The organism is Amycolatopsis plumensis (genome assembly GCF_042652605.1).
Classification (GTDB): domain Bacteria; phylum Actinomycetota; class Actinomycetes; order Mycobacteriales; family Pseudonocardiaceae; genus Amycolatopsis; species Amycolatopsis plumensis.
In genome coordinates, this window is the sequence record NZ_JBHSJY010000001.1 from 676,204 (window position 1) to 700,037 (window position 23,834).

Sequence of the window (23,834 nt, forward strand, 5' to 3'; positions counted from 1 at the left end):
GGGAGCGATCCCACCGTAACACGCGAACCACGGCCGGAACACCGGCTGCGGGACGGAAAACGGCCAATCTGCTGAACGTTAAGCGGCCCGTGCCACCGCTTCGAGAAAGCGTTTTCTGTCCGTGGTGGTCACGCTCGCCAGCGGACCTGCGGGTTGACCCGGCCGGAGTGGTCGAAGACGGCCTGGTTCTCCCAGCCGTTCCCGGACCCGGTGAGGTCGGCCGGATCCCAGCCGTTGCCGTTCACCGCGTACCACGTGGGTTCCCAGTAGAAGACGCCGATCGCGCCGGCGGCGCGGGCGGTGTCCTGCACGGCGGTGAAGTTCGCCGCCTGCCCGGCCGGCGTGGCCGGGTACCCCGCACACGGCTGCGCGGCCGAGATGGTGTTCGGCGTGTTGTCGTCGTTCGCCGTCGTGTAGGGGTAGGCCGTCTCGGCGAGGACGACCGGCTTGCCGTACCGCGACCGCACGTCGGACACCACCCCGGCCAGGTTCGCCGTCGTGCCGTGCCAGTAGCAGTAGTACGACAGGCCGGTGATGTCCCACGGGACGCCTTGGGCGCGGATGCCGTCGTAGAACCAGCGGGCGTGCGCGTCGCTGTCGGCGTCCGCGGTGTGGACGATCACCTGGGTACCGCTGTTACAGGCCTTGGTGGCGTTGTACCCCGCCTTGAGCAGCAGGCCGAGGCTGGTGAAGTCGTTGTTCACGACTTTCCCGTCGTTCCAGAGCATGCCGACGTTGATCTCGTTGCCGATCTGCACGCTGTCCGGGGTCGTGCCCTGGGCCTTGAGCCCGGAGCAGACGTCGTAGGTGTAGTCGTACACGTCGGTCTGCAGCCGGCCGATGGAGTGCGAAGCCCAGGCGGCGGGCTTGGTCTGCGTGCCGGGATCGGCCCACGTGTCGGAGTAGTGGAAGTCGACCAGGAGCTTGAGGCCCTTCGCCTTCACCGTGCGGGCGTACTGCAGCACCTTGGCCTTGTTGTTGTAGCCGCTGCGGGGGTTGTTCCACACACGCAGGCGCACGTAGTTGACGCCGGCGCCCTTCAGGATGTCGAGGGGATCACGGGCCACCCCGCCCGCGTCGGTGTACGTGGCGCCGAGGTCGAGCGCCCGCTGGGCGGTCGAGACGTCCGCGCCGAGCATGGTGAGGGAGTTCGCGGCCGAAGCCGCCGGGACGGGCAGGACGAGGGGCACCAGGAGCAGGGCCGCCGTCGCCAGGCGGCCGGTGCGGGTCAGATCCATTCGTTCTTCCTCTCTTCCGGCGGAGCTTTCACGGGAAAGTGGCGGCTGGGGCGCGGGCGGCGGCTCGACTCGCGGACGATCAGCTCCGGGGTGAACACCTCGTGGCGGTGTTCGTGCTCGGCCGGCGACTGCGATTCCGCGATCACCAGGGCCGCCGCCGTGCGGCCGAGCTCGTGCCTCGGCTGGCGGACCGAGGTCAGCGGCACCGCGGCCGCCGCCGCGAAGTCGATGTCGTCGTACCCCACGATCGCCAGGTCCTCCGGGACCCGCAGGCCCGCCCGCACCGCGGCCTGGAGCAGGCCCAGCGCAAGCAGGTCGTTCGCGCAGAAGACGGCGTCGGGCCGCACGGTCCTGGCCAGCAGCTGCTCGCCGGCCCGCAGGCCGCACGCCACGTTGAGGGCCGGGGCCGTCAGCACCTCGAGGACCTCGGGCGGGCGGCCCGCCAGCCGGATCGCGTCGCGGGCGCCGCGGTGGCGCTCGGCCGCCTGGTGGATGCCCGGCGGGCCGGTGACCATCACGATCCGCTCGCACCCCTCGGCCAGCAGGTGGGTGACCGCGAGCTCGCCGCCGTGACGGTCGTCGACCGCCACCGAGCACAGGTCCGCCTCCGCGGTCGGGTGGTCGAGCAGGACCACCGAAATCCCCCGCTCCCGCAGCCACCGCACCTGCGCCGGCCCGGACTGCACCGGCGTGATCAGCACGCCGTGCACCCGCTGGGCGGCCAGCAGCTCGACGTGCCCGCGTTCCTTGGTCACGGATTCGCCGCTGTTGCACAGGATCACCGCGTGCCCGGCTTCGCTCGCCGCCTCTTCGACGCCGCGGGCGACGTCGGTGAAGAACGGGTTGCCGACGTCGAGCACCACCAGGCCGATCGTGCGGGCGGTGCCGGAGCGCAGCTGGCGCGCCGGCTCGTTGCGGACGTACCCCAGCGCGTCGATGGCGGCGAGGACCCGCGCGCGGGTGGCGGCGGCGACCACGTCCGGGCGGTTGAGCACGTTGGAGACCGTGCCGACCGACACCTCGGCCCGGAGGGCGACGTCCCGGATGCCGATCGGCGCCTTCACCGCGCACGCACCGCGACGGCGGCCAGCACCAGCAACCCCGGCGCGACGACCACGAAGGCCGGCGCCTGCGCGACGACGACCGCCACGACCACGACGGCGACGACCAGCCCGACGCTGCCCCGCCAGTCCGAGACCGTCTCGCGGCCCGCGTCGGCCAGCACCCCGGGCCACCGGAGACCCGGCCGCCACGCCGCCGCGCCCCGCAGACCGGCCGCGAGCAGCCCCGCGAGCACCAGCCCCAGGACGACCCCGAACACCCGGCCGCCGGGCAGCCCGCCCAGCACCGCGACGACGTCGACGGCCCCGATGGCCAGCAGGCCCACCGGGGCCAGCACCGCCACCGGGTGGCCGAGGGCCGCGCCGAACAGCCGGGCGAACCGGCGCACGGTCGGCGTCCGGGCGTCGGCGGCCAGCTCGGTGAGCACGACGGAACCGGCGGCCGCCGCGGCCAACGACGTCACGGCGAACACCGAAGCCACACAGGCCAGGAGGCCGACGAAGAGCACTTCGGCCAGCAGCGTCAGCGAGCGGTACCGCGTGTTCATCCCTTCAGTCCCGAGGTCGCCACGCCTTCGACCAGGTACCGCTGGAAGGCGAAGAAGAACAGCCCGATCGGCAGCAGGGCGAGCACCGACATGGCGAACATCGGGCCGAACGCCGACTGGCTCGTCTGGTCGACGAAGATCTGCAGCGCGAGCGGCAGGGTGAACTTGCGGGGTCGTTGAGGTAGATCAGCTGCGAGAAGAAGTCGTTCCAGGTCCAGATGAAGGTGAAGATCGCGGTGGTGATCAGCGCCGGGCGCAGCAGCGGCGCGATCACGTACCGGAAGGTGCGCACGGGCCCGCAGCCGTCGATCGTCGCGGCCTCGTCCAGCTCCCCGGGCAGCGCGCGGATGAACTGCACCATCAGGAAGACGAAGAACGCGTCGGTGGCCAGGAACTTCGGCAGGACGAGCGGCCAGAACGTGTTGACAAGGCCCAGCTTCTGGAAGATGACGTACTGCGGGATGAGCACGACGTGCTGCGGCAGCATGATGGTGGAGAGCAGGAACCCGAACATCGGCCCGCGGCCCCGGAAGTGCAGCCGGGCGAAGGCGTACGCCGCCAGCGAGCACGACACGACGTTGCCGATCACCGCGCCCACCGAGATGACCAGTGAGTTGCCGAAGTAGTGCCAGACGCTGTACCCGGCGACCCCGCCGAACACCTGCGTGTAGTTGTCACCGGTGGCGTGCACGGGCAGCAGCGAAAGCCCGGCCAGCACCTCTTCCGCGGGTTTGAACGACGCCGAGATCAGCCACCCCACCGGATACAGGAGCACCACCAGGACGAGCACCATCAGCAGGTGCCACCCCCACGACCGGCGGGTCACCGGCCCTCCCCCGCGTAGAACACCCACCGGCGCGACCCGCGGAACAGCAGCGCGGTGAGCACGCCGATCACCACCAGCAGCACCCACGCCATCGCCGAGGCGAAGCCCATCCGGAAGTCGGTGAAACCGCGCTGGTAGAGGTAGAGCGTGTAGAGCAGGGTCGAATCCCCGGGCCCGCCGCGGCCGCTGCTGACGACGAACGCGCCGGTGAACGACTGGAAACTGTGGATGGTCTCCAGCACCAGGTTGAACAGCAGCACCGGGGACAGCATCGGCAGCGTCACCGACCGGAACCGGCGGACCGCGCCGGCGCCGTCGAGCTCCGCCGCCTCGTACAGCTCCTTCGGGATCTGCTTGAGCCCGGCCAGGAAGATCACCATCGGAGCGCCGAACTGCCAGACGGCCAGCGCGATCACGGCGAGCAGGGCGAACTGCGGCTGGTCGACCCAGCCACCGGTGTCCAGGCCGAACGCGGCCAGCACCCGGTCCACCGTGCCGCCGGTGGAGAACATCGCCCGCCACACGAGGGCGAGGCTGACGCTCGCGCCGAGCAGCGAGGGCGCGTAGAACGCCGAGCGGTACAGCCCGGCGCCGCGGTGGGCGCGGTTCAGCAGCATCGCCACGGCCAGCGCCAACCCGAGCTTGAGCGGCACCGACAGCCCGACGTACCGCGCGGTGACGCCGGCGGCGTGCCAGAACCGGTCGTCGCGGGTGAACATCGTCGTGTAGTTGTCCAGGCCGACCCAGTGCGGCGCGTCGAACAGGTCGTAGTCGGTGAACGACAGGTACAGCGACGCGATCATCGGGCCGATGGTCAGCACCAGCACGCCGATCAGCCACGGCGACAGGAAGAGGTACCCCGTGCCCTGGTCGGCCCGGCGGCGGCGGGGCCTGGCCCGTTCCCGCGTCACCGGCCGTTCCAGCACAGCTTGCGTCATGCGCTCCTCCGTCAGGATCCGAGTGACTGCTGCGCGGTCTGCACCACGCGGGCGGCCCCGTCGGCGACACTCGTGCGGCCGAAGATCACGTCGTCGTAGACCCGCTGGAAGTCGCGCTTGACCGCCGCGGCCCCGGTGGGCCACAGGCCGGTGGCCGGGCCGATCCGGTCGGCGACCGACTTCTCGTAGTCGCACACCGCCTTCGTGGCGGCCTGGGCCGCGCCGCAGACCTGCTCGCGGATCGCGGTGTTCGGCGGCAGCCCGCGCGCCACGCCCAGCAGCTTGCCCGCCTGCTGGTTGTTGACCAGGTAGCTCAGCAGCTTCGCGGCGGCCTCCTTGTGCGCCGAGCGCTGGGCGACGGCGAAGGTGACCGGCGGCATGGCGGCCATGCCGGACGCCGGGCCGTCGGCGGGCAGCGGCGCCGCCTTGATGCCCGGGCCGTAGCTCGACAGGTAGGCGCTGAGGCTGGAGTCGTAGTTGATCTCCGACCCGGCGCGCTTGGTGACCAGCCCCGAGTTCGGCATCGAGCCGTCCATCTTCGTGGTGACCTCGGGTGCGGTGACGGCCTTGTCCGCGCGCAGGCCGCCGGTGAGCGTCCAGAACTGCGTCAGGTCGGTGGCGGTGAACCCGAGCTTGCCGTCGTCGGCGTAGAGCTGCTTGCCGTGCTGGTGCAGCCAGACCTCGAACCAGTCGATCGCCCAGCCGAAGTCGGTCGTCCCGGCCACCCCGGTCGCGGCCACCTTGCGCAGGCTCTCGCCGAACTGCGCCCACGTCCAGGTTTGACCGGGCGCGGGTGGCGGCTCGACGCCCGCCCTCGCGAAGATCTCAGGGTCGTAGGCGAGCATCTGCGTGGTCTGGCCGCCGGGCACGGCGTACTGCTTGCCCTCGATCTTGCCGCCGGCCAGCAGCGCGGGCGCGATCCCGGTGACGTCGATCGCCTTGCCCACGTAAGGGCTCAGGTCCTCGAGCACGTGCCGGTGCTGGTACTCGCCGAGCGTCGCCCGGTCCAGCTGGATGAGGTCCGGCGACGCCCCGCCGGCGACCTGGGTGGAGAGCTTCTGGAAGTAGGCGTCGTAGGCGGCGTACTCCGTCTGGACCGTGATGCCCGGATTGTCCTTCATGAACGCTTCGACCGCGGACTTCGTGGCCTTGGCGCGGTCTTCGTTGCCCCACCAGACGAAGCGGATCGTCGTGGGCCCCGACGCCTCGCCGCCGCCACCGCACCCCGTGACCAGCCCCGCCAGCGTGACCGCCACGACCGCCACCAGGCCGGCGCGCACCCCGAACCGTCGGTTCATCGAAATTCCCTTCTGGAGACCACCACCGGGCGAGCTCACCGGAATTCGGTCTTGAATCGGTTCAAGCACGGTAAGTCCGCGCGCGGGCCGCGTCAACCAGCAAAGATCCCAACGAAAGCGTCGATACTTTCGAATCGGTCGAACGGACGCACGCGTTCATCCGATCATCGAGAAAGCGCTTACTCAGGTACTGGACTGTTCGGGTCGGCCGGGTTGACAACGCCGGAACGCTCTGGCTTGAATCGGTTCATCGAGCTGATCCGGAGGCCGGCGATGTCCCCGCAGTTCCCCCTTTCCCGCAGGGTCTTCCTCGGCGGTGTGTCGGCCTTGGCCGCCACCGCCGTCACCCCACCGGTGGCCGCCGCGGCGGCCACCGGCACCGCGGCACCCGGCGGCGGCGAAGTGCCCTTGCACTGGCTGGACGGCCGGCCCACCGCCCCGGTGGGCTGCGCCTTCGGCGTCCCGTGGCCGCGCGGAACGCTGGCCCGAAACGTCCCGCTGGCCCTGCACGCCGGCGACGGCACGCCGGTCCCGGTGCAGTCGTGGCCGCTCGCGTACTGGCCGGACGGCTCGGTCAAGTGGACCGGGCACGCCGTGACGTCGTCCGCCACCGCGGACACCTTCGCGCTGGCACCCGGGACACCCGCCCCGCCACCGGTTCCGGTCACCGTGCGCCGGTCGCCCCGCGAAATCGTGGTGACCAACGGAACGGTCGAGCTCAAGCTCGCCACGACCGGGGCCGTCGCCGTGCCGTCGCTCTCCCGCGCCGGGCGGGTCGTCGCCCGCGACGGCGAGCTCGTGCTGCGACTGCAGGACCAGCCGGACGACGCCGACGACACGCGGGCGCCCCGCCGGGAGGACTGGACGGGCATCGTCGAACGCGCCGAGATCGAGCAATCGGGCCCGGTGCGCGCGGTGGTGAAGCTGACCGGCCGGTACCGGCGCGACCGCGGCCGCGGCACCCGGGCGATCCTGCCCTGGACCATGCGGGTGTACCTCGGCGCGGGTGACGACTCCCTGCGCGTGGTGCACAGTTTCCGCTGGGATGCCGACGAAAACCACGACTTCGTCCGCGGGCTCGGCCTGCGGTTCTCGGTTCCGCTGACCGACGAACCGCACAACCGGCACGTCCGCTTCGGCACGGCCGCGGGCGGGGTCTGGGGCGAACCCGTCCGGGTGCTCACCGGCCTGCGCCGCGATCCCGGCTCGGCGGTCCGGAAGGCCCAGACCGACGGCACCGCCACCCCGCCGGTCGCCCAGTGGGGCCAGCAGGTGCGCGACGGTTACCGGAATCTGGCACTGTGGAACGACTTCACGCTGTTCCAGGAGTCCGCCCGGCACTTCGCCGTGTGGAAGCGCACGAGTGCCGCGGGCAGCTGGCTGAAGCACGCCGGCCACGGCGACCGCGCGTCCGGCTTCGGCTACGTCGGCGGTCCCGCCGGCGGGCTGGGCTTCGGGCTGCGCGACTTCTGGCAGCGCGCCCCGCGCTCGCTGGACATCCGCGGCGCGGCCACGGACACCGCGTCGGTGACACTGTGGTCGTACTCGCCGCTGGCCCCGGCGATGGACCTGCGCACCTACGACACGATCGCCCACGGACTCGATCTGTCCTACGAAGACGTCCAAGAAGGCTTCGCGACACCGCAGGGCATGGTGCGCTCGACGGAACTGCGGCTGTGGGCTCTGGCGGCCACCCCGCCGCGCGACACGATCGCCGCGCTCTCGGCCACGCTGACCACCCCGCCGCAGCTCGTCACCGATCCGGCCACCTACCACGCGGCCGGGGTGTTCGGCCGCTGGAGCCTGCCCGACCGCAGCACGCCCGCCCGCGCGGCCCTCGAAGACGGGATCGCGCGCGAGATCGGGTTCTACGCCGACCAGGTCGACGAGCGCGAGTGGTACGGGTTCTGGCACTACGGCGACGTCATGCACACCTACGACGCGGACCGCCACGAATGGCGTTACGACGTCGGCGGGTACGCCTGGGACAACGCCGAACTCGGCACGGACGCCCTGCTCTGGTACGCCTTCCTGCGCTCGGGCGAGCCCCGGACGTTCCGGCTGGCGCACGCCATGACCCAGCACGTGTCCGAAGTGGACACCCACCACAGCGGCCGGTTCGCCGGGCTCGGGTCGCGGCACGCGGTCGTGCACTGGGGTGACGGCGCCAAGGAGGCACGGGTCGGCGAGTCGTTCACCAAGCGGTTCTCCTACTACCTCACCGCCGACGAGCTGCTGGGCGACCTGATCCGGTCGTCGCTGCAGGCCGACGAGACGCTGCGCACGGTGGACCCGTTGCGCGAAGTCCTGCCGCCGCAGACGAAGGCGCCCGCCCGCGTCCGCATCGGACCCGACTGGTACGCCCTGGCCGGCAACTGGCTGACGGAATGGGAACGCACCGGCGACGTCCGCTGGCGCGACCGGATCGTCACCGGCATGAAGGACATCGCCACCTTCCCCGCCGGGCTCTTCACCGGCGAGGCGGGCGGCGCGGTCGGCTTCGACCCGGCGACCGGCCACCTGGTGAACCTGGAGAAGGGCGACTTCGAGGGCGGCTACAACCTGGCGATGGCCTTCCTCGGCGAGCAGATCCTCTGGGAGACGCTCGACCTGGTCGACGTCCCGGAATTCCGCCGGACCTACCTGGACTTCGCCCGGTACGCGCAGGCGCCGCCGGCCGAGAAGATCGCCCGGTACGGTCGCGACTTCAACCCCGGGCTGTTCAAGACCATCTACTCCCGCGTCACGGCTTGGGCGGGCGAGCAGCTCGGCGACGCGGACCTGCGCAAGCGCGGCTGGGACCAGTTCACCAGCGATCCCGCGGGCAAGCCGTGGCCGCCGGCCGAACGCGTCGCCGGGTCCGCCGTGGCCGGTCCGGTGACCGAGATTCCCACGCGCACCACGACCAATCCCGCGGGCGACTTCGCCACCTTCGCCACCAACGACTTCGCCCAGCGGAACCTGGCCACGATCGCCCTGCTCGCCATCGCCCCGGAGGAAGCGCCGTGAAGCTCCTCGGACTCGCCCTGGCCGCCGCGTTCACGCTCGGGGCCGCTCCGGCGGACGCGGCTCCACGGTGGACGGTGTGCGCCGGCACGTGCTCGTTCGCCGTGCCCGCGGGCGATTACGAGATCGAGGCGCTCCTGACCGGGCAGACCGGCCTCGACGTGGAAGCCCGCCGGATCGCGCTCGCCCCGGTCGACACCCGGCCGGGCCGGTACGTCCACCGGTCGGTGACGGTCGAGGTGCGCACGCCGGAGGGCATGCCGAGCGGAGAGGACGGGCCGGGCACACCCGGCCTGCAGGTGCGGCTCACCGGCCCGGCCCCGCGGCCGGCCCGGATCATCGTGACGCCGAAACCGAAGGCGCCCCGGATTTTCGTGATCAGCGACTCCACCGCGTCCGACTGGACGTTCCCGCCGAAGAACGGCTGGGCCCAGGCCCTGCCGGAGTTCTTCCGCGCCGGGCCGAGCGTGCGGAACTACGCCCAATCCGGCGCGAGCACGGTCAGCTACCTCGCCGACCCCCGCTACTTCGCCCGTGTGCGGCCGATGATCCGGCCCGGCGACACAGTGTTGATCCAGCTGGCGCACAACGACAAGCAGACCACCGAGGACGACTACCGGGCCAATCTCGCCACCCTCCTCGACGGGGTCCGCGCGCAGGGCGGGGCGCCGGTCGTGGTCACCCCGCCGGTGCGGCACCGGTTCGGCGCGGACGGCAAGCTCACCCCGCTCGGCCTGGTCGTCAACAACCTCGGCGTCGACCTGCCCGCGGTGCTGCGCGACGTCGCCCGGCAGCGGAAGCTCCCGCTGCTCGACCTGACCGCGCGCAGCCAGGTCCTGGTGGAAGGCTTGGGCGAGGCCGCGTCGTGGCCGCTGTACCTGACCCTCGCGCACGACGGCGTCGACGACGCCACCCACCTCAGCCGGTACGGCGCCGAACAGTTCGCCGCGCTCGTCGCCCGGGCGATGCGCCAGGCCCGGTTGCCGGTCGCGCGGTTCCTGCGGCCCTGACGGGTGATCGCCCGTTTCCGCCGGACCCGTCGTGGGTATTTCCCTGGCGCCGGTAACCCCGACCATGCGTGCGCACTGCGCGAGGTGAGGTCATGGTGACGACGACAGGCGATGGCGAGCCCCTTCCGATCAGCATCGAAAGCACTGACGTCGCCGAGCTCGAAGCGGCCGTCGGAGTCCTGCGGGCCCTGGACTACCGGCAGGGCGGCGGGTTCTGCCGGGACGCCGTCCGGGTGGTCAAGACGGCGAGCCTCCTGCTGCACTGGGGCACCGTCTCGGATCCGTTGCGGGCCAGGCTGTACACGGTGCTGGCCGATGTGCACAACCTGCTGGGCTGGACCGAGTTCGACATCGGACGCGGGGAACCGGCCCGGCGCCGGTTCGGGCGCGCGCTCGAAATCGCGGCCGAGGCGGGCAACCACAGCCTGGTGGCGAACATCCGCTACCGGCTCGGCCGCGTGCACCTGCACCGCCACGACGTCTCCGGTGCGCTCGCCGAGTTCGCCAGGGGCCGGGAGGCTGCGCGCCACTCGGATTCTCGCCGGGCCATGGCGATCCTCGCGTCGAACGAGGCGTGGGCGTTCGCGATGGGCGGCGACGAGCAGGCGGCGCTGACCCGGCTGGGGGAGGCCGAGGCGGCGTTCGTGGAGGCGGGCTCGTGGCCGGAACCGCGGCCGTGGGAGTCGTTCTTCCGCGAGACGGACATGGCGGCGATGCGCGGCACGGTGCTGACGGAGCTGGCCACCGCGGTGGCGGCCCGCCACAGCGGCGAAGCGATCGTCCAGCTGTCCGGAGCGGCGGACCGCTACGGCGCCGACATGGCCCGGAGCCGGTCGCTGACGTTGATCATGCTCGCGCAGAACCACGCTCTCCGGGGTGATTTCGAGGAGGCGACCCGGGTCGGCGAGGAAGCGGTCGGCCTGGCCGCGCAGCTGGGCTCGGTCCGGCCGAAGGACCGGCTGGCGCCACTGGAGCGGTTGCTGCGCCAGCACCGGGGTGATGCCGCGGTGCGGGGGCTGGCCGACCGGATCGGCCGGTACCGGGCGGAGCCACTGCGCTGACCTGCTCTGGTGGACGACCCACGGCCGTGACTCCGTTCGGGGTCGTTGCCCGATGTTTCGTTGTCGCGATTGCGGGGTATCACCGACCCGGAGCGGACCGGCCGCTCGACGAGAAGGGATTCCCGCCATGCAGACCAGGGGTGATCGTGACCGCTGACGGCAACCGCGTCCGGCCCCAGGATCTCGTGCGCGTGACGGCTCACCACTCCGGCGGCGCGGTCGTGCTGGCGGTGGCGGGCGAGGTCGACCTGCTCAGCTCCCCCGTCCTGAGCGAAGGCGTCACCGCCGCCCTCGCCGACGGGCCGGAACTGCTGGTGATCGACCTGTCCGAAGTGTCCTTCCTCGCGTCCATCGGCATCACGGTCCTGCTCGAGGCGCGCCGCGAGGCCGGCACCGGCACCCGGGTCCGGGTCGTCGCGCCCGAATCCGGCGTCGTCAACCGCACCCTCCAGCTGACGGGCCTGCACGAGGCGCTGGCCGTCGCCGCCACCCGCGAAGAAGCGCTCACCGGCTGAACCGGGCCGCGAGGGTGTGGAAGACCTCCTTCGGCTCCCACGCCAGCCCGGCGTACGCGCGCTGTCCCGTGAGGACCTTCACCACGCCGTAGCTCGCCAGGTCCAGGTCACGCCGCGGCTGCGGATCGGACGGGTATTCGTAGCCGGCGAAGGTGAACCAGAAGGCGCCGTGCACGCCCTCGGCCTCGAAGACGTCCATCAGCTCGGTGAAGTACGCGGCCTGGCCGGCCTCGTCGCGGACGTAGTCGCCGTTCAGCGCCCGCGGGTCGGACTCGAAGTCGACGATCGTCCACCCGGTTCCGCCCGCGTCGGCCGCGCCCCGGTGCGTGCAGCAGCCGAATTCCGTAATGACCAGCGGCTTTCCGTGACTTCGGTGCTTCCGCACGTGCCCGCTGAAGTCGTCGGCGTTGGCGGCCGAGCGGTACAGGTTGACGGCGGCGAAGTCGAAGTCCGCCCAGTCGATCTCTTCCCAGTCCCCGGCGGCGTAGGTGACCTTGCCCCCGAAGTGCCGCCGCGTGGCTTCGGTGAGCTCCCGCAGCACCGTGCCGAAGTCCCACTCGCGGGTGAACCCGGCCCACGCGGCGGGGTCCATCGCGTTGCGCAGCCGTTCCAGCAGGTAGGCGCCCGGCACGAAGCCGGCGCAGAACAGGGACATCTCGCAGCCGAGCACCAGCACGGTTTCCGGATCCCGGGCCCGGATCTCCTCGGCCCGGCGGGCGCAGTCCGCGAAGTAGGGCGCCAGCTGCGGTGGCGTGAGGTCCATCGGGAACGGCGAAAACCACACGCGCAGCCCGGCGTCGATCGCGGCGTGCGCGGCCACGGCGAGGCGGTCCGGGTCGTCGCCGCTGATCCGCACCGCGGTGCAGTGCAGGTCCGCCGCGATGATCTCCAGTTCCCGCCGCACGACTTCGGGCTCGAACTCGCGGCGTGACCGATCCCCCACCGCGCCCCCGAAGCCGGTGTCGTAGTTGATCCCCCTGAGCTGCATCCGACCCTCCCGGAATGTACGTCGTACACTCGACTGTACGCTGTACACTCCGCGCATGCCACAGCTGATCTGGCACCACCCGGAGCCCCCGGGGCGGAAGAACGCGCTCACCCGCGCGTCGGTCGTGCGCGCGGCCATCGAGGTCGCCGACACCGGCGGCGTCGCCGCGCTGACCATGCGCGCGGTGGCCGACGCGCTCGGCGTGTCGACGCCGATGTCGCTGTACCGGTACGTCCTCAACAAGGACGGCCTGGTCGACCTGATGCTCGACGAGGTGTCGGCCGAGGTCGCGGTGCCGGCCGCGCCGAGCGGCGACTGGCGCGCCGACCTGCGCGGGCTCGCGCTCAGCCTGTGGGCGATGATCGGCAGGCACCGCTGGTACGCCGAGCTCGTCGACGGCAGGCCACCGTTCGGCCCCCGCACCCTCCGGCGGGCCGCCTTCCAGCTGACGGTCCTGGACGGCGCCGGCCTCACACCGGCCGTCGCGTACGCCTCGCTGCTGGACAACTACGTCACCGGTACCGCGATGAGCGTCAGCCGGGAACTCGTGATGCTCGAGCGGTTCGGCATCGGCTCGACCGACGACCTGCAGGCGTACGCGGCCGAAATGGCCGACGACTCGCTCTCCGCCTGGGTCACGGACATGCCGGACCTGACCGCGGACTCCCGGTTCGAGCTCGGCCTGGACTGCCTGCTGGACGGCTTCGCACAGCGGCGGCGGTGAAATCGCCGCTCAGCCCACGTTCCGCACGGGTCGATGGCAGGATGTGCGCCGTGAGCATGCGCGCCCGGAACAACGTGACCGTCACCGGCCGGGAAGACGGGCCGACCGTCCTGCTCGCCCACGGTTTCGGCTGTGACCAGAACCTGTGGCGCCTCGTCGTCCCGGAACTCGCGCGGCGGTACCGGGTGGTGCTGTTCGACCACACCGGCGCCGGGCGCTCGGACCTGTCCGCCTGGACCCCCGAGCGCTACGGCAGCCTCGACGGTTACGCCGACGACGTGCTGGCCCTCTGCCGCGAGCTGGACCTGCGGGACGTCGTGCTGGTGGGCCACTCGGTCAGCGCGATGATCGCGGTGCTGGCCGCCAACCGGGAACCGGACCGGTTCGCGAAGCTGGTGCTGCTCACGCCGTCCCCCTGCTACCTCGACGACGACGGCTACCGCGGCGGGTTCAGCCGGGCCGACATCGACGAGCTGCTCGACTCCCTCGAGTCGAACTACCTGGGCTGGTCGGCGACGATGGCGCCGGTGATCATGGGCAACCCGGACCGCCCGGAGCTGGGCGAGGAGCTGACGAACAGCTTCTGCCGCACCGATCCCGCGATCGCGCGCGTCTGGGCCCGGGTGACGTTCCTCTCCGACAACCGGGCCGACCTGGCGAAGGTCTCCGTGCCGACGCTGGTGCTCGAGTGCGCGAACGACGCCATCGCGCCGCCCGAGGTCGGGCGGTTCACCCACGAGCAGATCACCGGCAGCACCCTGGTGACGCTGGCCGCCACCGGGCACTGCCCGCAGCTCAGCGCCCCGGAGGCGACCGCCGCGGCGATCACGGCGTTCGTGAGCGGACCGTGATGTGCGAGGACCACCCCGGCCCGGGTGGTCAGGAGCGTGCCGCACCGGAATTCTCGGCCCTTTTGGAGGACAGCGCGGAAGACCTCTACGAGCACGCCCCCTGCGGGTACCTCTCGACGCTGCTGGACGGCACGATCGCGAAGATCAACGCGACGCTGCTCGGCTGGCTCGGCTACGAGCGCGACGACGTCGTCGGACGGCGCCGGTTCGCCGAGCTGCTCACCGTCGGCGGCCGGATCTACCACGAGACGCACTTCGCGCCGCTGCTGCGCATGCAGGGCGAGCTCGGCGGCGTGGCCTTCGAGCTGAAGACCGCCGACGGCACCCGGTTGCCGGTGCTGGTGACCTCGACGGTCAAGACCGGCTCCGACGGGCAGCCGCAACTGATCCGCACCACGGTCTTCGACGCGCGCGACCGGCGAGCCTACGAGAAGGAACTGCTGCGGGCGCGCGAAGAAGCCGAATGCGAACGCGACCGGGTGCAGCGGCTCGCGCGGACGCTGCAGCAGACCCTGCTGCCGCCCGCACTGGCCGAGGTGCCCGGCGTGGAGGTCGCGGCCTACTACCACCCCGCGTCGGCCGACGAGGTCGGCGGCGACTTCTACGACCTGTTCCCGCTGACCGGCGAAACGTGGGGGTTCTTCCTCGGCGACGTCTCCGGCAAGGGCGCCGCCGCGGCCGTGGTGACGTCGCTGGCGCGCTACACGCTGCGCGCCGCCGCGGTGATCGACCCCGACCCGGCCACCGTGCTGGACCGCCTCAACACGGTGCTGCACCACGAGTACCGGGGTGCGGATCCGCGCTACTGCACCGTCATCCAGGGCTGCCTCCGGCCCGGGGACGGCGGCGCGGAGGTCACCCTCGCCACCGGCGGGCACCCACCGGCGCTGCTGATCCGGGCCGACGGCACGTCCGCGTTCCTGCCCGGCCCGGGCGGTCAGCTGGTGGGTGCGCTGCCCCGCGCGCGCTTCGCGTCCGTGGACGTCGTGCTGGAGCCGGGCGACACGCTGCTGCTGTACACCGACGGGCTGACCGAAGCCCGCACGCAGGGCCGCGTCCGCTACAGCGAAGAGCAGCTGCGGGAGCACCTGTCCGGCCTCGCGCCGACGACGGCGCCGGCGGTGATCGCGGCGGTGACCGGCCTGCTGGCGAGCTTCGGCGACGGCGTCGAGGACGACACGGCCCTGCTGGCGTTGAGCGTTCCCCGTCCCGGAGGCGATCGACCGTGACCGGCACCCCGTTCTCCGTCACGACGGTCACCACGGGGGCCGGCGCGGTGGTGACCGTCGCGGGCGAACTCGACGTGGCCACCGCACCCCGGTTCCGCGCCGGGGTGGCCGCGCTCGCCTTGGCGCGCGGGCAGGTGCTGGTGGTGGACCTGGGCGGGGTGACGTTCTGCGACTCGAGCGGGATTTCCGCGCTGATCGCGGCCCGCAACGTCGCCGAAGCGGCCGGGGCGGACATCGCGCTGGCGGCCGTCCCCGCCCGGTTGAGCCGGACGTTCGGGCTGATCGGTCTCGCGGACTTCTTCCCGACCTACCCGAGCGCCGAAGACGCGCTCAGAGACTGACCCGCGAGCGCCTCGGCATCGAGCCGGACGAACTCGACGGCCCGCACTGCGTGCCGCTCAGGCACCCGGGAGCACTGGCCGACCGGTTGGTCGGCCACCTGCTGCCGTAGCCGGTCGTGAGTGGTAAGGCGGGTTAGAACCCGCCTTACCACTCACGACCAGCCGCGGCAGGACTGTGGTCGACCTCAGCGCCGGCCGGCCCCAGCTCGGCGAGCACCGCGCGGATCGCCGGGCTCGCCTCGGCACTGCGCCGCCACACCGCGTGCACCTCCCGCTTCGGCGGCCGCCGAAGTGGGCGCGCGAGCAGGGTCTCCCCCAGCGGGGGCCGGGCCAGGCGCGGGATCAGCGCCACGACCTGGCCCGAGGCCACCAGCGACAGCTGCGTCGCGAAGTCGTCGACCCGATGGCGCACGTCGGGCTCGTCGGCGAACAACCGGCGGAACCACTGGTGGCACACCGTTCCGGGCGGGCTCGTCACCCACGCGTGCTCCGCCAGCGCCGTCTCGTCCAGCGGTGCCTCGAGCCCGGCCAGCGGGTGCGTGCGGCTCATCACCACGTCGCCGACGTCCGTGTGCACCCACCGCCGCGCCAGCGACGGTGGCAGCGGCGCGGGCAGCAACCCGTCGGCGTCGTGGACGAGAGCGAAGTCGGCCGTGCCCGCGCCGACGCTGCGCAGGGCCTCGCCGGGGTCCTGCTCCGTGACCTCCACGCGCAACTCCGGGTACGCCGCCCGGGACAGGACCGGCGCGAGCAGGCCGCGGATCGCCGTCGAAAACGCCACCACCCGGAGCGTGCCGCGGGGTGCGCCCTCGGACGCGGACTGGGCCGCTTCGGCGCAGCGCTCCAGCGCCTGGAACACCTCCGGCGCCGAGTCGGCGATCGCCTGCCCGGCCGGGGTCAGCACCACCCCGCGGCCCGCCGGCGCCAGCACCGGGACCCCGACCTGCCGCTCCAGCCGCTTGATCTGCTGCGACACCGCCGACGCGGTGAACCCCAGCTCGTCGGCCGCGCGCGCCAGCGTCCCGAGCGCCGCCACCGACCGCAACGCCCGCAGCGCACCCACCTCGATCATAAAGCCAGGCTACGCAATATCGGCAAGAAAGCATCGCTGGACCGCAGCAGTCACGCCGGGCACGGTCGGGGCATGACCGAATTCGGCGCCAACCTCGTCGCGATGGTGACCCCCATGGAGCCCGGCGGCGCGCTCAGCGCACCCGGCCTCGCCCGGCTCGTCGAACACCTGCTGGCCACCGGCTGCGACGGCCTGGTCGTCGGCGGCACCACCGGCGAGTCCCCGACCCTGTCCGACGCCGAGTCCGCGAGCCTGGTCCGGTCCGTGGCGACCCGGGCCGGAAGCCGCGCGCGGGTGATCGCCGGCGTCGGCACCTACGACACGGCCACGAGCATCCGCCGCGCCCGCGAAGCGGAGGCGGCCGGCGCCGACGCGCTGCTGCTGGTCTGCCCGTACTACTCCCGGCCGACGCAGGCCGGCGTGATCGCCCACTGCGTGGCGGTCGCCGACGCCACCGAGCTGCCGGTGATGCTCTACGACGTCCCCGCGCGCACCGGCGTCGCGATGACGGCCGCGACCCTCATCGAATTGGCCGACCACCCGCGGATCCGGGCGGTCAAGGACGCCAAGGGTGACCTGGCCGAGGCGATGACGGTGCTGTCCCGGACGTCACTGGCGTACTACTGCGGCATCGACGAGCTCAACCTGCCGTACCTCGCCTGCGGGGCGGTGGGCCTGGTCAGCGTCGTGGCCAACGTGGCGGCCGGCCGCACGGCCGACCTGATCCGCACCACCCGCGACGGCGACCTCGCCAAGGCGCGCGCGATCAACGACGAGCTGCGCCCGCTGACCGGCCGCCTCATGAGCTCCGGGACCGCGGCGGCGAACACCAAGGCGGCGCTGGCCGAGCTGGGGATCATCCCGCACGCGAGCGTGCGGCTCCCACTGGTCGAAGCGATCGCCGTCGGCACACCGGAATAGGCGTCTCCTTCGTGAATCTCCGCCTTCCTGCCCGATTTCGGGCAAGAATTTGGGGTTCGCTCGCCGCGCAGGGCATGATGGCCCGCGTGGAGGACACCGACATCGTCGAGCGCGTGGCCGCGTCCACCGGGCTGCCGCCCGGGGTCGCCGCCCGCGTCGTCGACGACGTGCTGGCCTTCTACCGGACTCCCACCGAGGACTACGTGCGCCGGCGGCACGCCGAGCTGCAGGCGCAGGGCCGGAAGAACCCCGAGATCTTCCCCCTGATCGCCGCCGAGCTCCGCGGGCGGCTGGTGGCCGCGCCCGTCCTCTCCGAGCGGCAGCTGCGCCGCATCGTCTACGGCTAGGAAGAGGTCTCCCCATGTGCGGGATCGTCGGCTACATCGGCGGCCAGAACGCCGCCCCCATCCTGATCGAGGGCCTGACCCGGCTCGAGTACCGCGGGTACGACTCCGCCGGGATCGCCGTCCTCGGCGCGAAGGGCACCGCGCAGGTCCACCGCGTGGTCGGCCGGGTCCGCAACCTCGCCGCCGCGTTGCCCAAGCGCCTGACCGGCAAGGCCGGCATCGGGCACACGCGCTGGGCCACGCACGGGCCCGCGTCGGAGGCCAACGCGCACCCGCACACGTCCGAGGACGGCCGGATCTGCGTCGTCCACAACGGCATCATCGACAACGCCGACGCGCTGCGCGCCCAGCTCGCCGACGCCGGCGTCACCCTCGCCTCCGAGACCGACACCGAGGTCCTCGCCCACCTGATCGCGCGCTCGGCCGCCGAAACCCTCGAAGACGCCGTCGTGGAGGCGGTCTCCCGGGTCACCGGCACCTACGCGATCGCCGTCACCGACAGCGCGCACCCGGACCGCCTGGTCATCGCGCGCAACGGCTCGCCGCTGATCATCGGCGTGGGCGAACGGGAGATGTTCGTCGCCAGCGACCTCGCCGCGCTCGTCCGGCACACCTCGCAGGTCGCGCACCTCGACGACGGCGAGTTCGCGACGGTCTTCGCCACCGGCTACCGCACCTTCACCGTCGACGAGAGCGACACGACCAAGCCGGCCACCGAGATCGACATCGACGCCGAGGACCTCGACCTGGGCGGCTACCCGCACTACATGGCCAAGGAGATCCAGGAACAGCCCGAATCCGTCGAGCGGATCATCCGCGGCCGGCTGGACGACCGGTTCGGCGTCGCCCGCCTGGACGGGCTCAACCTGACGCCGCGGGAGCTGCGCGGGTTCGCCCGCGTGAAGATCCTCGGCTGCGGCTCCGCCTACTACGTCGGCCAGATCGGCGCGACGATGATCGAAGAGCTCGCGAGGATCCCCGCCGACGCCGAAGCGGCGTCCGAATTCCGCTACCGCAACCCGATCATCGAGGCCGACACGCTCTACATCGCGGTCAGCCAGTCCGGCGAGACGATCGACACCGCCTTCGCCGTCGAGGAGATCAAGCGCAAGGGCGGCCGGGTCGTCGGGCTGGTCAACGTCGTCGGCTCGACGATCGCCCGCGCCTGCGAAGGCGGCGTCTACCTGCACGCCGGCCCGGAAATCGCGGTCGCCTCGACCAAGGCGCTGACCAACATGGCCGTCGGGTTCGCCCTCATCGCGCTGGCGCTGGGCCGGGTGCGCGATCTGTCCAATGCGGACGGTCAGCGGATCATCGACGCCGTCCGCGCGCTGCCGGGCCAGATCAAGGCCATCCTGGACTTCGAGCCGGAGATCGCCGAGCACGCGAAGACGGTCGCCGCCGCGAAGAGCCTGTTCTTCGTCGGCCGCGTCCGCGGCTACCCGGTGGCCCGCGAAGGCGCGCAGAAGTTCAAGGAGATCTCCTACCGGCACGCCGAGGCGTACCAGACCTCCGAGCTCAAGCACGGCCCGCTGGCCCTGATCGACGAAGCGCTCCCGACCGTCGCCGTCGTACCGTCGGACGAGCTGACCGAGCGCAACCTGGCCGCGGTGCAGCAGATCAAGGCCCGCGGCGGCGCGGTCCTGGCGGTGACCCACGCGGACGTCGACTTCGGCGAACTGGACGTCCCGCGGATCGTGGTGCCCAAGACCGAGCCGGAACTCGACCCGATCCTGCTGACCATCCCGCTGCAGCTGCTCGCCTACCACGCGGCGCTGACCCTGGGCTACGACATCGACAAGCCGCGCAACCTGGCGAAATCCGTCACGGTCGAGTAGGGCTCACTCGCGCTCGACCTTGCGCAACCCGCCTTCGGGCGTCCACCACTCGACGACCAGCAGCGTCGCCGCCTCGTTCAGGTGGGTGTGCACGACCTCGGCGACGTCGGCCTCGAACCGCTCGCCGTCCGCGGTGCGCACCCGCCCGGCGATCTTCGCCTCGCCCGGCCACTGCGCCTCGGCGCCCTCCACCGGGTCGACCGTCGCGCTGTGCAGCGCGAACCGCGGGTCCCGCCGCAGGTCCGCGCCCTTGCGCGCGTTCGGCATCGACCCGAAGACCAGCTCACCGTCCTCGAAGGCCGTCTCGATCCCCGAGATCCGCGGTGAGCCGTCCGCCCGCAGGGTCGCGATCGTCTTGTGCTTGTGCGCGTCGAACAACGCCCGCACCCGTCGCGCGAACTCCGGTTCCGCCGCTTCGAACTCCCGCCACGCCGTCATGTCCCCATGGTCTCGCACCGCAGCCCGGCGATGAGGAGCTTCACCATCCCCCGCGCGTCGTAGCGGGGGTCGTCGGCGCCGATGCAGAGGTTGCCGACCCCGCGCATGAGGTCCAGGGGCGCCACCTCGGCCCGGACCTCGCCGGCGGCGACCGCCGCCGCGAGCAGCTCGCCGCACGCCGGCACCAGGTGGTCCAGGAAGTACGCGTGCAGGGCCTCGAAGCCGGCGTTGTCCGACTGGAGGACACCGGCGAGCCCGTGCTTGGTCACCAGGAAGTCGACGAACAGGTCGATCCACCGCGCCAGCGCGGCGTACGGCGATTCGCTCGAGGCCAGCAGCGCCGGCCCGGCTTCGGCGCAGGCGTCCACCTGGTGCCGGAAGACGGCGATGATCAGGTCCGCCCGGGTCGGGAAGTGCCGGTAGATGGTGCCCATCCCGACGCCGGCCTTGGCCGCGATGTCGCGCACCGGCGCGTCCACGCCCGAGGCGACGAAGACGGCCGCCGCCGCGTCGAGCAACGCCTTTTCGTTGCGCCGGGCATCCGCGCGCTTGGGCTTGTCCACCGGTCCTCCTTGCTAAGCGGAGCAATGTTCCGTATCGTTAGCGGAGCAACGTTCCGTTTGCTCATCATGCCACGGAGGCACCCCCATGCAGTACCGCACCCTGGGCCGCACCGGCGTCCAGGTCAGCACCCTCGCGCTCGGCGCGATGAACTTCGGCGCCATCGGCCGCACCACCCAGGACGAGGCCACCGCCATCGTCGACGCCGCGCTCGAAGCGGGCATCAACTTGGTCGACACCGCCGACATGTACGGGCAGGGCGAGTCGGAGGTGATGGTCGGCAAGGCGATCGCCGGCCGCCGCGACGACCTCGTGCTGGCCACGAAGGCGACCATGCCGATGGGCGACGAGCGCAACCACCGCGGCAACTCGCGCCGCTGGCTGGTCCGCGCGCTCGAGGACAGCCTGCGCCGCCTCGGCGTCGACCACGTCGACCTCTACCAGCTCCACCGCTGGGACCCTGCGACGAGCGACGAGGAAGCGCTTTCCGCGCTGACCGACCTGCAGCGTGCGGGCAAGATCCGCTACTTCGGGTCGTCCACGTTCCCCGCGTACCGCATCGTCCAAGCGCAGTGGGCCGCCCGCGAGCACCACCTCGGCCGGTACGTCACCGAGCAGCCCAGTTACTCCATCCTGCAGCGCGGCATCGAAGCCCACGTGCTGCCGGTGACCGAGGAGTACGGGATGGGCGTCCTGGCCTGGAGCCCGCTCGCCTCGGGCTGGCTGTCGGGCGCGATCCGGGCAAGCCAGGAGATCAGCACCAGCCGCGCGAAGGTCCTGCCGGAGCGCTTCGACCTCGACGTCCCGGCCAACCGGGCCCGGCTCGACGCGGTCGAGAAGCTGGCCAAGCTCGCCGACGCGGCCGGTCTGACCCTGATCCAGCTCGCGCTCGGCTTCGTCACCGCGCACCCCGGCGTGACGAGCGCGCTCATCGGCCCGCGGACCGTCGAACACCTGCGTTCACAGCTCGAAGCGGCCGACACCGTGCTGTCCGCCGACGTGCTCGACGAGATCGACGCCGTCGTCGCCCCCGGCGTCGACCTGGCCCCCGGCGAGAAGTTCGACACTCCGCCGTCGCTGCTCGACCCGTCGCTGCGGCGGCGCCGATGAGCTTCGGCATCATGACCGCACCCCAGCAGGTCGGTTACGACGAGATCCTGCGCGTGTGGCGGGAAGCGGACACGGTGCCGGAGATCGAGCACGCGTGGCTGTTCGACCACCTGATGCCGATCGCCGGGGACCCCGCCGGCCCGATCTTCGAGGGCTGGACGCTGCTTTCGGCACTGGCGGCATCGACAGCGCGGCTGCGCATCGGGCTCCTGGTCACCAGCAATCGCTTCCGGCCACCCGCAATGCTGGCGAAGATCGCCACGACGGTCGACATCGTCTCGGGCGGACGCCTCGACTTCGGCATCGGCGCGGGTTCCCGCCCGAGCCACCCCCTCGCCCGGCGCGAGTACGACGCGCACGGCCTGCCGTACCACACCCAGGACGACGCGGTCGCGGCGCTGGCCGAGGCGTGCACGGTCATCCGTCGCTTGTGGACATCCACGGAACCGTTCGACTTCACGGGCGCGCACGTTTCCTTGACCGGAGCGTTCGGAAACCCGCGACCGGTGCAACACCCCCACCCCCCGATCGTGATCGGCGGCCGAGCAAGCGCAACCCTGCGCGTGGCGGCCGAGCACGCAAACGTGTGGAACATCCCGGGCGGCGGCGACATCGAGGACCTGGCGAGCCGCAGCCGCCTGCTGGACAGCTTCTGCGAGGAAATCGGCCGCGACCCCGCGGAGATCACCCGATCGATCTTCCTCCCGGTCGACTACGAACGGCCGGAGGCGACGCGGGCGAAGATCGCCGAGGCAGCAGAGGCAGGGTTCGGCCATTTCGTTCTGGGGCTGGCAAATCCGTATCCGGAGGGTGTAGTGGAGTGGGTGGCGGAGAAACTGATCCGGCAGCGGTGAACCCGACCCAATAGAGGAGCTGGGTGGTCATCCCGTCGCCTGAGGCCGTCAAATCACTTTGAGCCGGGCCCGCAACCGCAAGGCCAGCGTGAGGGGCCAGCGTAAGCTTGCGGGCCCGGCTCAAAGTGATAGGCCTCGTTCAGGCGACGGGATGACCACCCAGCGGCCCATCTCGAAAACGCGAGAGAACAGCGGCGAAGAGGGGTCATCCCAGAGCCTGCCCGTCCGGCGAGGACAGGTCTTTTGCTTTTCTACCGCGGCAGAGCGGGTCCGACCTCCCCCGCCCCTCCGGTGGGATTTTCAGCCGCCGGACGGGTTCGTCAAGGCGGGAAAGCGTGCCTTGACGAACCCGTCCGGCGGCTGAAGGGAAGGCTGGGATGAGGGGCGGGGGAGGTCTGGTGATGTCGCTGGTCGCCTTGCGCTCCCGGCCGCCGGTTCGCGATCACAACGCTGGCCGAGTTGCGCTGCCGGCCGCCGGTTCGGGAGTGGCCTGGGGCCGACCTGCGCCGCCGCCCACCAGTCCGCATGCCTGTGGACATCCCCTCCGGAAGCCTCCAGTTTTGTCGGTACCCCCCGCTAGGCTGGAAATCGGGGGCTGCTCACCCCGCCTCCCGGCGACCAGCGCCGTCAATCCGAGTTCGCCAGGTGCGCCAACCCCTCCCGCAGCAACCGCCGAACCTCCGGCGCCAGCCCCGCCAGTTTCCGCTCCTCCACCTCCCGGATCGCGGCCCGGACCGCCGCGTGCCGGCGGCTGCCCTCCGGGGTCAAGCGGACCACTCGCGCTCGGCGGTCGGCCGGGTCCGGGGCGCGGGCCACCAAGCCCTCTGCCTCGAGCGCGTCCAGCAAGCCGATCAAGCGGGTCTTGTCGTAGCGGATCTGCTGGGCGAGCACCAGCTGGCTGGGCGCCGCCCCGGCGGCCAGTGCCGACAGCACGACGTACTGCCACATCGAGAGGCCGTGCCGGTCCAGCACCGGCCGCTCGGCGTCGGCCAGGCTGCGGCCCGCGCCGGCGCAGAGGGCCCCGAGATCGTCGTCCTCGTTCACCGGCGAGATCTTACG

At 71.9% G+C, this 23,834-nt stretch carries 24 protein-coding genes; 13 read left to right on the forward strand and 11 right to left on the reverse strand.

Annotated elements, in window-relative coordinates; genetic code table 11:
* Positions 1-128 precede the first annotated feature (128 nt).
* From ACFPLC_RS03260 to ACFPLC_RS03285, 6 genes are read right to left on the reverse strand one after another with little or no spacing between them, the layout of a single operon-like run.
* The gene (locus ACFPLC_RS03260; RefSeq protein ID WP_378202115.1) at positions 129-1,238 is read right to left on the reverse strand and encodes a glycoside hydrolase family 53 protein; all 1,110 of its coding nucleotides are present in this window, start codon (positions 1,236-1,238) and stop codon (positions 129-131) included.
* Positions 1,229-2,302 (reverse strand): LacI family DNA-binding transcriptional regulator, encoded by a 1,074-nt coding sequence (locus ACFPLC_RS03265; protein WP_378202118.1) that lies wholly within the window; start codon positions 2,300-2,302, stop codon positions 1,229-1,231. The genes ACFPLC_RS03260 and ACFPLC_RS03265 overlap by 10 nt, the downstream gene beginning before the upstream one ends.
* Positions 2,299-2,847 (reverse strand): hypothetical protein, encoded by a 549-nt coding sequence (locus tag ACFPLC_RS03270; RefSeq protein WP_378202121.1) that lies wholly within the window; start codon positions 2,845-2,847, stop codon positions 2,299-2,301. The genes ACFPLC_RS03265 and ACFPLC_RS03270 overlap by 4 nt, the downstream gene beginning before the upstream one ends.
* A 4-nt stretch (positions 2,848-2,851) precedes the next feature.
* Positions 2,852-3,673 (reverse strand): carbohydrate ABC transporter permease, encoded by an 822-nt coding sequence (locus ACFPLC_RS03275; RefSeq protein WP_378235685.1) that lies wholly within the window; start codon positions 3,671-3,673, stop codon positions 2,852-2,854.
* A complete protein-coding gene (locus ACFPLC_RS03280) occupies positions 3,670-4,611 on the reverse strand; it encodes a carbohydrate ABC transporter permease (protein ID WP_378202127.1) in 942 nt (313 codons plus the stop codon). The genes ACFPLC_RS03275 and ACFPLC_RS03280 overlap by 4 nt, the downstream gene beginning before the upstream one ends.
* Positions 4,612-4,622: 11 nt before the next feature.
* On the reverse strand, positions 4,623-5,909 hold the full coding sequence (locus ACFPLC_RS03285) for an ABC transporter substrate-binding protein (RefSeq protein WP_378202130.1): 1,287 nt from the start codon (positions 5,907-5,909) through the stop codon (positions 4,623-4,625).
* Positions 5,910-6,146: 237 nt separating this feature from the next.
* On the opposite strand from ACFPLC_RS03285, the gene ACFPLC_RS03290 reads away from it, so the two are divergent.
* From ACFPLC_RS03290 to ACFPLC_RS03305, 4 genes are all read left to right on the forward strand, one after another.
* The gene (locus ACFPLC_RS03290; protein ID WP_378235686.1) at positions 6,147-8,918 is read left to right on the forward strand and encodes an exo-rhamnogalacturonan lyase family protein; all 2,772 of its coding nucleotides are present in this window, start codon (positions 6,147-6,149) and stop codon (positions 8,916-8,918) included.
* On the forward strand, positions 8,915-9,925 hold the full coding sequence (locus ACFPLC_RS03295; RefSeq protein ID WP_378202136.1) for a GDSL-type esterase/lipase family protein: 1,011 nt from the start codon (positions 8,915-8,917) through the stop codon (positions 9,923-9,925). Before ACFPLC_RS03290 ends, ACFPLC_RS03295 begins: the two co-directional genes overlap by 4 nt.
* 92 nt (positions 9,926-10,017) lie before the next feature.
* Entirely contained in the window at positions 10,018-10,986 is a 969-nt protein-coding gene (locus ACFPLC_RS03300; protein ID WP_378202139.1) for a hypothetical protein, read from the forward strand.
* 140 nt (positions 10,987-11,126) lie between these two features.
* A complete protein-coding gene (locus tag ACFPLC_RS03305) occupies positions 11,127-11,501 on the forward strand; it encodes an STAS domain-containing protein (protein ID WP_378202142.1) in 375 nt (124 codons plus the stop codon).
* On the opposite strand, the gene ACFPLC_RS03310 is transcribed toward ACFPLC_RS03305, so the two are convergent.
* Positions 11,491-12,489, reverse strand: coding sequence for a hypothetical protein (locus tag ACFPLC_RS03310; protein WP_378202145.1), 999 nt, complete (start codon positions 12,487-12,489; stop codon positions 11,491-11,493). The genes ACFPLC_RS03305 and ACFPLC_RS03310 overlap by 11 nt on opposite strands.
* A 55-nt stretch (positions 12,490-12,544) precedes the next feature.
* On the opposite strand from ACFPLC_RS03310, the gene ACFPLC_RS03315 reads away from it, so the two are divergent.
* Genes ACFPLC_RS03315 through ACFPLC_RS03330 form a run of 4 tightly spaced genes read left to right on the forward strand, consistent with a single transcriptional unit; the run spans position 12,545 to position 15,634 of the window.
* Positions 12,545-13,213, forward strand: coding sequence for a TetR/AcrR family transcriptional regulator (locus ACFPLC_RS03315; protein WP_378202147.1), 669 nt, complete (start codon positions 12,545-12,547; stop codon positions 13,211-13,213).
* Positions 13,214-13,263: 50 nt separating this feature from the next.
* Positions 13,264-14,064, forward strand: coding sequence for an alpha/beta fold hydrolase (locus ACFPLC_RS03320; protein WP_378202150.1), 801 nt, complete (start codon positions 13,264-13,266; stop codon positions 14,062-14,064).
* Entirely contained in the window at positions 14,064-15,293 is a 1,230-nt protein-coding gene (locus ACFPLC_RS03325; protein ID WP_378202153.1) for a PP2C family protein-serine/threonine phosphatase, read from the forward strand. Before ACFPLC_RS03320 ends, ACFPLC_RS03325 begins: the two co-directional genes overlap by 1 nt.
* Positions 15,290-15,634 carry an STAS domain-containing protein gene (locus ACFPLC_RS03330; RefSeq protein ID WP_378202156.1) on the forward strand — a complete coding sequence of 115 codons (345 nt, stop codon included), beginning with the start codon at positions 15,290-15,292 and terminating at the stop codon, positions 15,632-15,634. Before ACFPLC_RS03325 ends, ACFPLC_RS03330 begins: the two co-directional genes overlap by 4 nt.
* Before the next feature lie 145 nt (positions 15,635-15,779).
* Here ACFPLC_RS03330 and ACFPLC_RS03335 read toward each other — a convergent pair whose 3' ends face one another.
* Positions 15,780-16,706, reverse strand: coding sequence for a LysR family transcriptional regulator (locus ACFPLC_RS03335; protein WP_378202159.1), 927 nt, complete (start codon positions 16,704-16,706; stop codon positions 15,780-15,782).
* A 72-nt stretch (positions 16,707-16,778) separates the two neighbouring features.
* Between ACFPLC_RS03335 and dapA the strand changes: the two genes are divergently transcribed.
* From dapA to glmS, 3 genes are all read left to right on the forward strand, one after another.
* On the forward strand, positions 16,779-17,627 hold the full coding sequence (gene dapA, locus ACFPLC_RS03340) for a 4-hydroxy-tetrahydrodipicolinate synthase (RefSeq protein ID WP_378202162.1): 849 nt from the start codon (positions 16,779-16,781) through the stop codon (positions 17,625-17,627).
* 74 nt (positions 17,628-17,701) lie between these two features.
* On the forward strand, positions 17,702-17,974 hold the full coding sequence (locus ACFPLC_RS03345; RefSeq protein WP_086842019.1) for a hypothetical protein: 273 nt from the start codon (positions 17,702-17,704) through the stop codon (positions 17,972-17,974).
* Positions 17,975-17,988: 14 nt separating this feature from the next.
* Positions 17,989-19,812: a glutamine--fructose-6-phosphate transaminase (isomerizing) gene (gene glmS, locus ACFPLC_RS03350; protein WP_378202165.1), complete on the forward strand. Its 1,824-nt coding sequence runs from the start codon at positions 17,989-17,991 to the stop codon at positions 19,810-19,812.
* 3 nt (positions 19,813-19,815) lie between these two features.
* On the opposite strand, the gene ACFPLC_RS03355 is transcribed toward glmS, so the two are convergent.
* Both ACFPLC_RS03355 and ACFPLC_RS03360 read right to left on the reverse strand, forming a co-directional pair.
* Positions 19,816-20,250: a pyridoxamine 5'-phosphate oxidase family protein gene (locus tag ACFPLC_RS03355; protein WP_378202168.1), complete on the reverse strand. Its 435-nt coding sequence runs from the start codon at positions 20,248-20,250 to the stop codon at positions 19,816-19,818.
* Positions 20,247-20,813 (reverse strand): TetR/AcrR family transcriptional regulator, encoded by a 567-nt coding sequence (locus ACFPLC_RS03360; RefSeq protein ID WP_378202170.1) that lies wholly within the window; start codon positions 20,811-20,813, stop codon positions 20,247-20,249. Before ACFPLC_RS03360 ends, ACFPLC_RS03355 begins: the two co-directional genes overlap by 4 nt.
* A gap of 85 nt (positions 20,814-20,898) precedes the next feature.
* Between ACFPLC_RS03360 and ACFPLC_RS03365 the strand changes: the two genes are divergently transcribed.
* Together ACFPLC_RS03365 and ACFPLC_RS03370 are read left to right on the forward strand one after the other, a co-directional pair.
* The gene (locus ACFPLC_RS03365; protein WP_378202173.1) at positions 20,899-21,921 is read left to right on the forward strand and encodes an aldo/keto reductase; all 1,023 of its coding nucleotides are present in this window, start codon (positions 20,899-20,901) and stop codon (positions 21,919-21,921) included.
* Positions 21,918-22,775: an LLM class flavin-dependent oxidoreductase gene (locus ACFPLC_RS03370; protein ID WP_378202176.1), complete on the forward strand. Its 858-nt coding sequence runs from the start codon at positions 21,918-21,920 to the stop codon at positions 22,773-22,775. The genes ACFPLC_RS03365 and ACFPLC_RS03370 overlap by 4 nt, the downstream gene beginning before the upstream one ends.
* Positions 22,776-23,402: 627 nt before the next feature.
* On the opposite strand, the gene ACFPLC_RS03375 is transcribed toward ACFPLC_RS03370, so the two are convergent.
* Positions 23,403-23,819, reverse strand: coding sequence for a MarR family winged helix-turn-helix transcriptional regulator (locus ACFPLC_RS03375; protein ID WP_378202179.1), 417 nt, complete (start codon positions 23,817-23,819; stop codon positions 23,403-23,405).
* Positions 23,820-23,834: the final 15 nt, after the last annotated feature.

Excerpts from the sequence above, each read along its gene's own strand:
- ACFPLC_RS03260 (WP_378202115.1), bottom strand. The coding sequence starts at position 1,238 with ATGGATCTGACCCGCACCGGCCGCCTGGCGACGGCGGCCCTGCTCCTG.
- glmS (WP_378202165.1), top strand. The coding sequence starts at position 17,989 with ATGTGCGGGATCGTCGGCTACATCGGCGGCCAGAACGCCGCCCCCATC.
- ACFPLC_RS03370 (WP_378202176.1), top strand. The coding sequence starts at position 21,918 with ATGAGCTTCGGCATCATGACCGCACCCCAGCAGGTCGGTTACGACGAG.
- ACFPLC_RS03345 (WP_086842019.1), top strand. The coding sequence starts at position 17,702 with ATGATGGCCCGCGTGGAGGACACCGACATCGTCGAGCGCGTGGCCGCG.
- ACFPLC_RS03270 (WP_378202121.1), bottom strand. The coding sequence starts at position 2,847 with ATGAACACGCGGTACCGCTCGCTGACGCTGCTGGCCGAAGTGCTCTTC.
- ACFPLC_RS03300 (WP_378202139.1), top strand. The coding sequence starts at position 10,018 with ATGGTGACGACGACAGGCGATGGCGAGCCCCTTCCGATCAGCATCGAA.
- ACFPLC_RS03280 (WP_378202127.1), bottom strand. The coding sequence starts at position 4,611 with ATGACGCAAGCTGTGCTGGAACGGCCGGTGACGCGGGAACGGGCCAGG.
- ACFPLC_RS03315 (WP_378202147.1), top strand. The coding sequence starts at position 12,545 with ATGCCACAGCTGATCTGGCACCACCCGGAGCCCCCGGGGCGGAAGAAC.
- ACFPLC_RS03365 (WP_378202173.1), top strand. The coding sequence starts at position 20,899 with ATGCAGTACCGCACCCTGGGCCGCACCGGCGTCCAGGTCAGCACCCTC.
- dapA (WP_378202162.1), top strand. The coding sequence starts at position 16,779 with ATGACCGAATTCGGCGCCAACCTCGTCGCGATGGTGACCCCCATGGAG.
- ACFPLC_RS03335 (WP_378202159.1), bottom strand. The coding sequence starts at position 16,706 with ATGATCGAGGTGGGTGCGCTGCGGGCGTTGCGGTCGGTGGCGGCGCTC.
- ACFPLC_RS03285 (WP_378202130.1), bottom strand. The coding sequence starts at position 5,909 with ATGAACCGACGGTTCGGGGTGCGCGCCGGCCTGGTGGCGGTCGTGGCG.
- ACFPLC_RS03310 (WP_378202145.1), bottom strand. The coding sequence starts at position 12,489 with ATGCAGCTCAGGGGGATCAACTACGACACCGGCTTCGGGGGCGCGGTG.
- ACFPLC_RS03355 (WP_378202168.1), bottom strand. The coding sequence starts at position 20,250 with ATGACGGCGTGGCGGGAGTTCGAAGCGGCGGAACCGGAGTTCGCGCGA.
- ACFPLC_RS03325 (WP_378202153.1), top strand. The coding sequence starts at position 14,064 with ATGTGCGAGGACCACCCCGGCCCGGGTGGTCAGGAGCGTGCCGCACCG.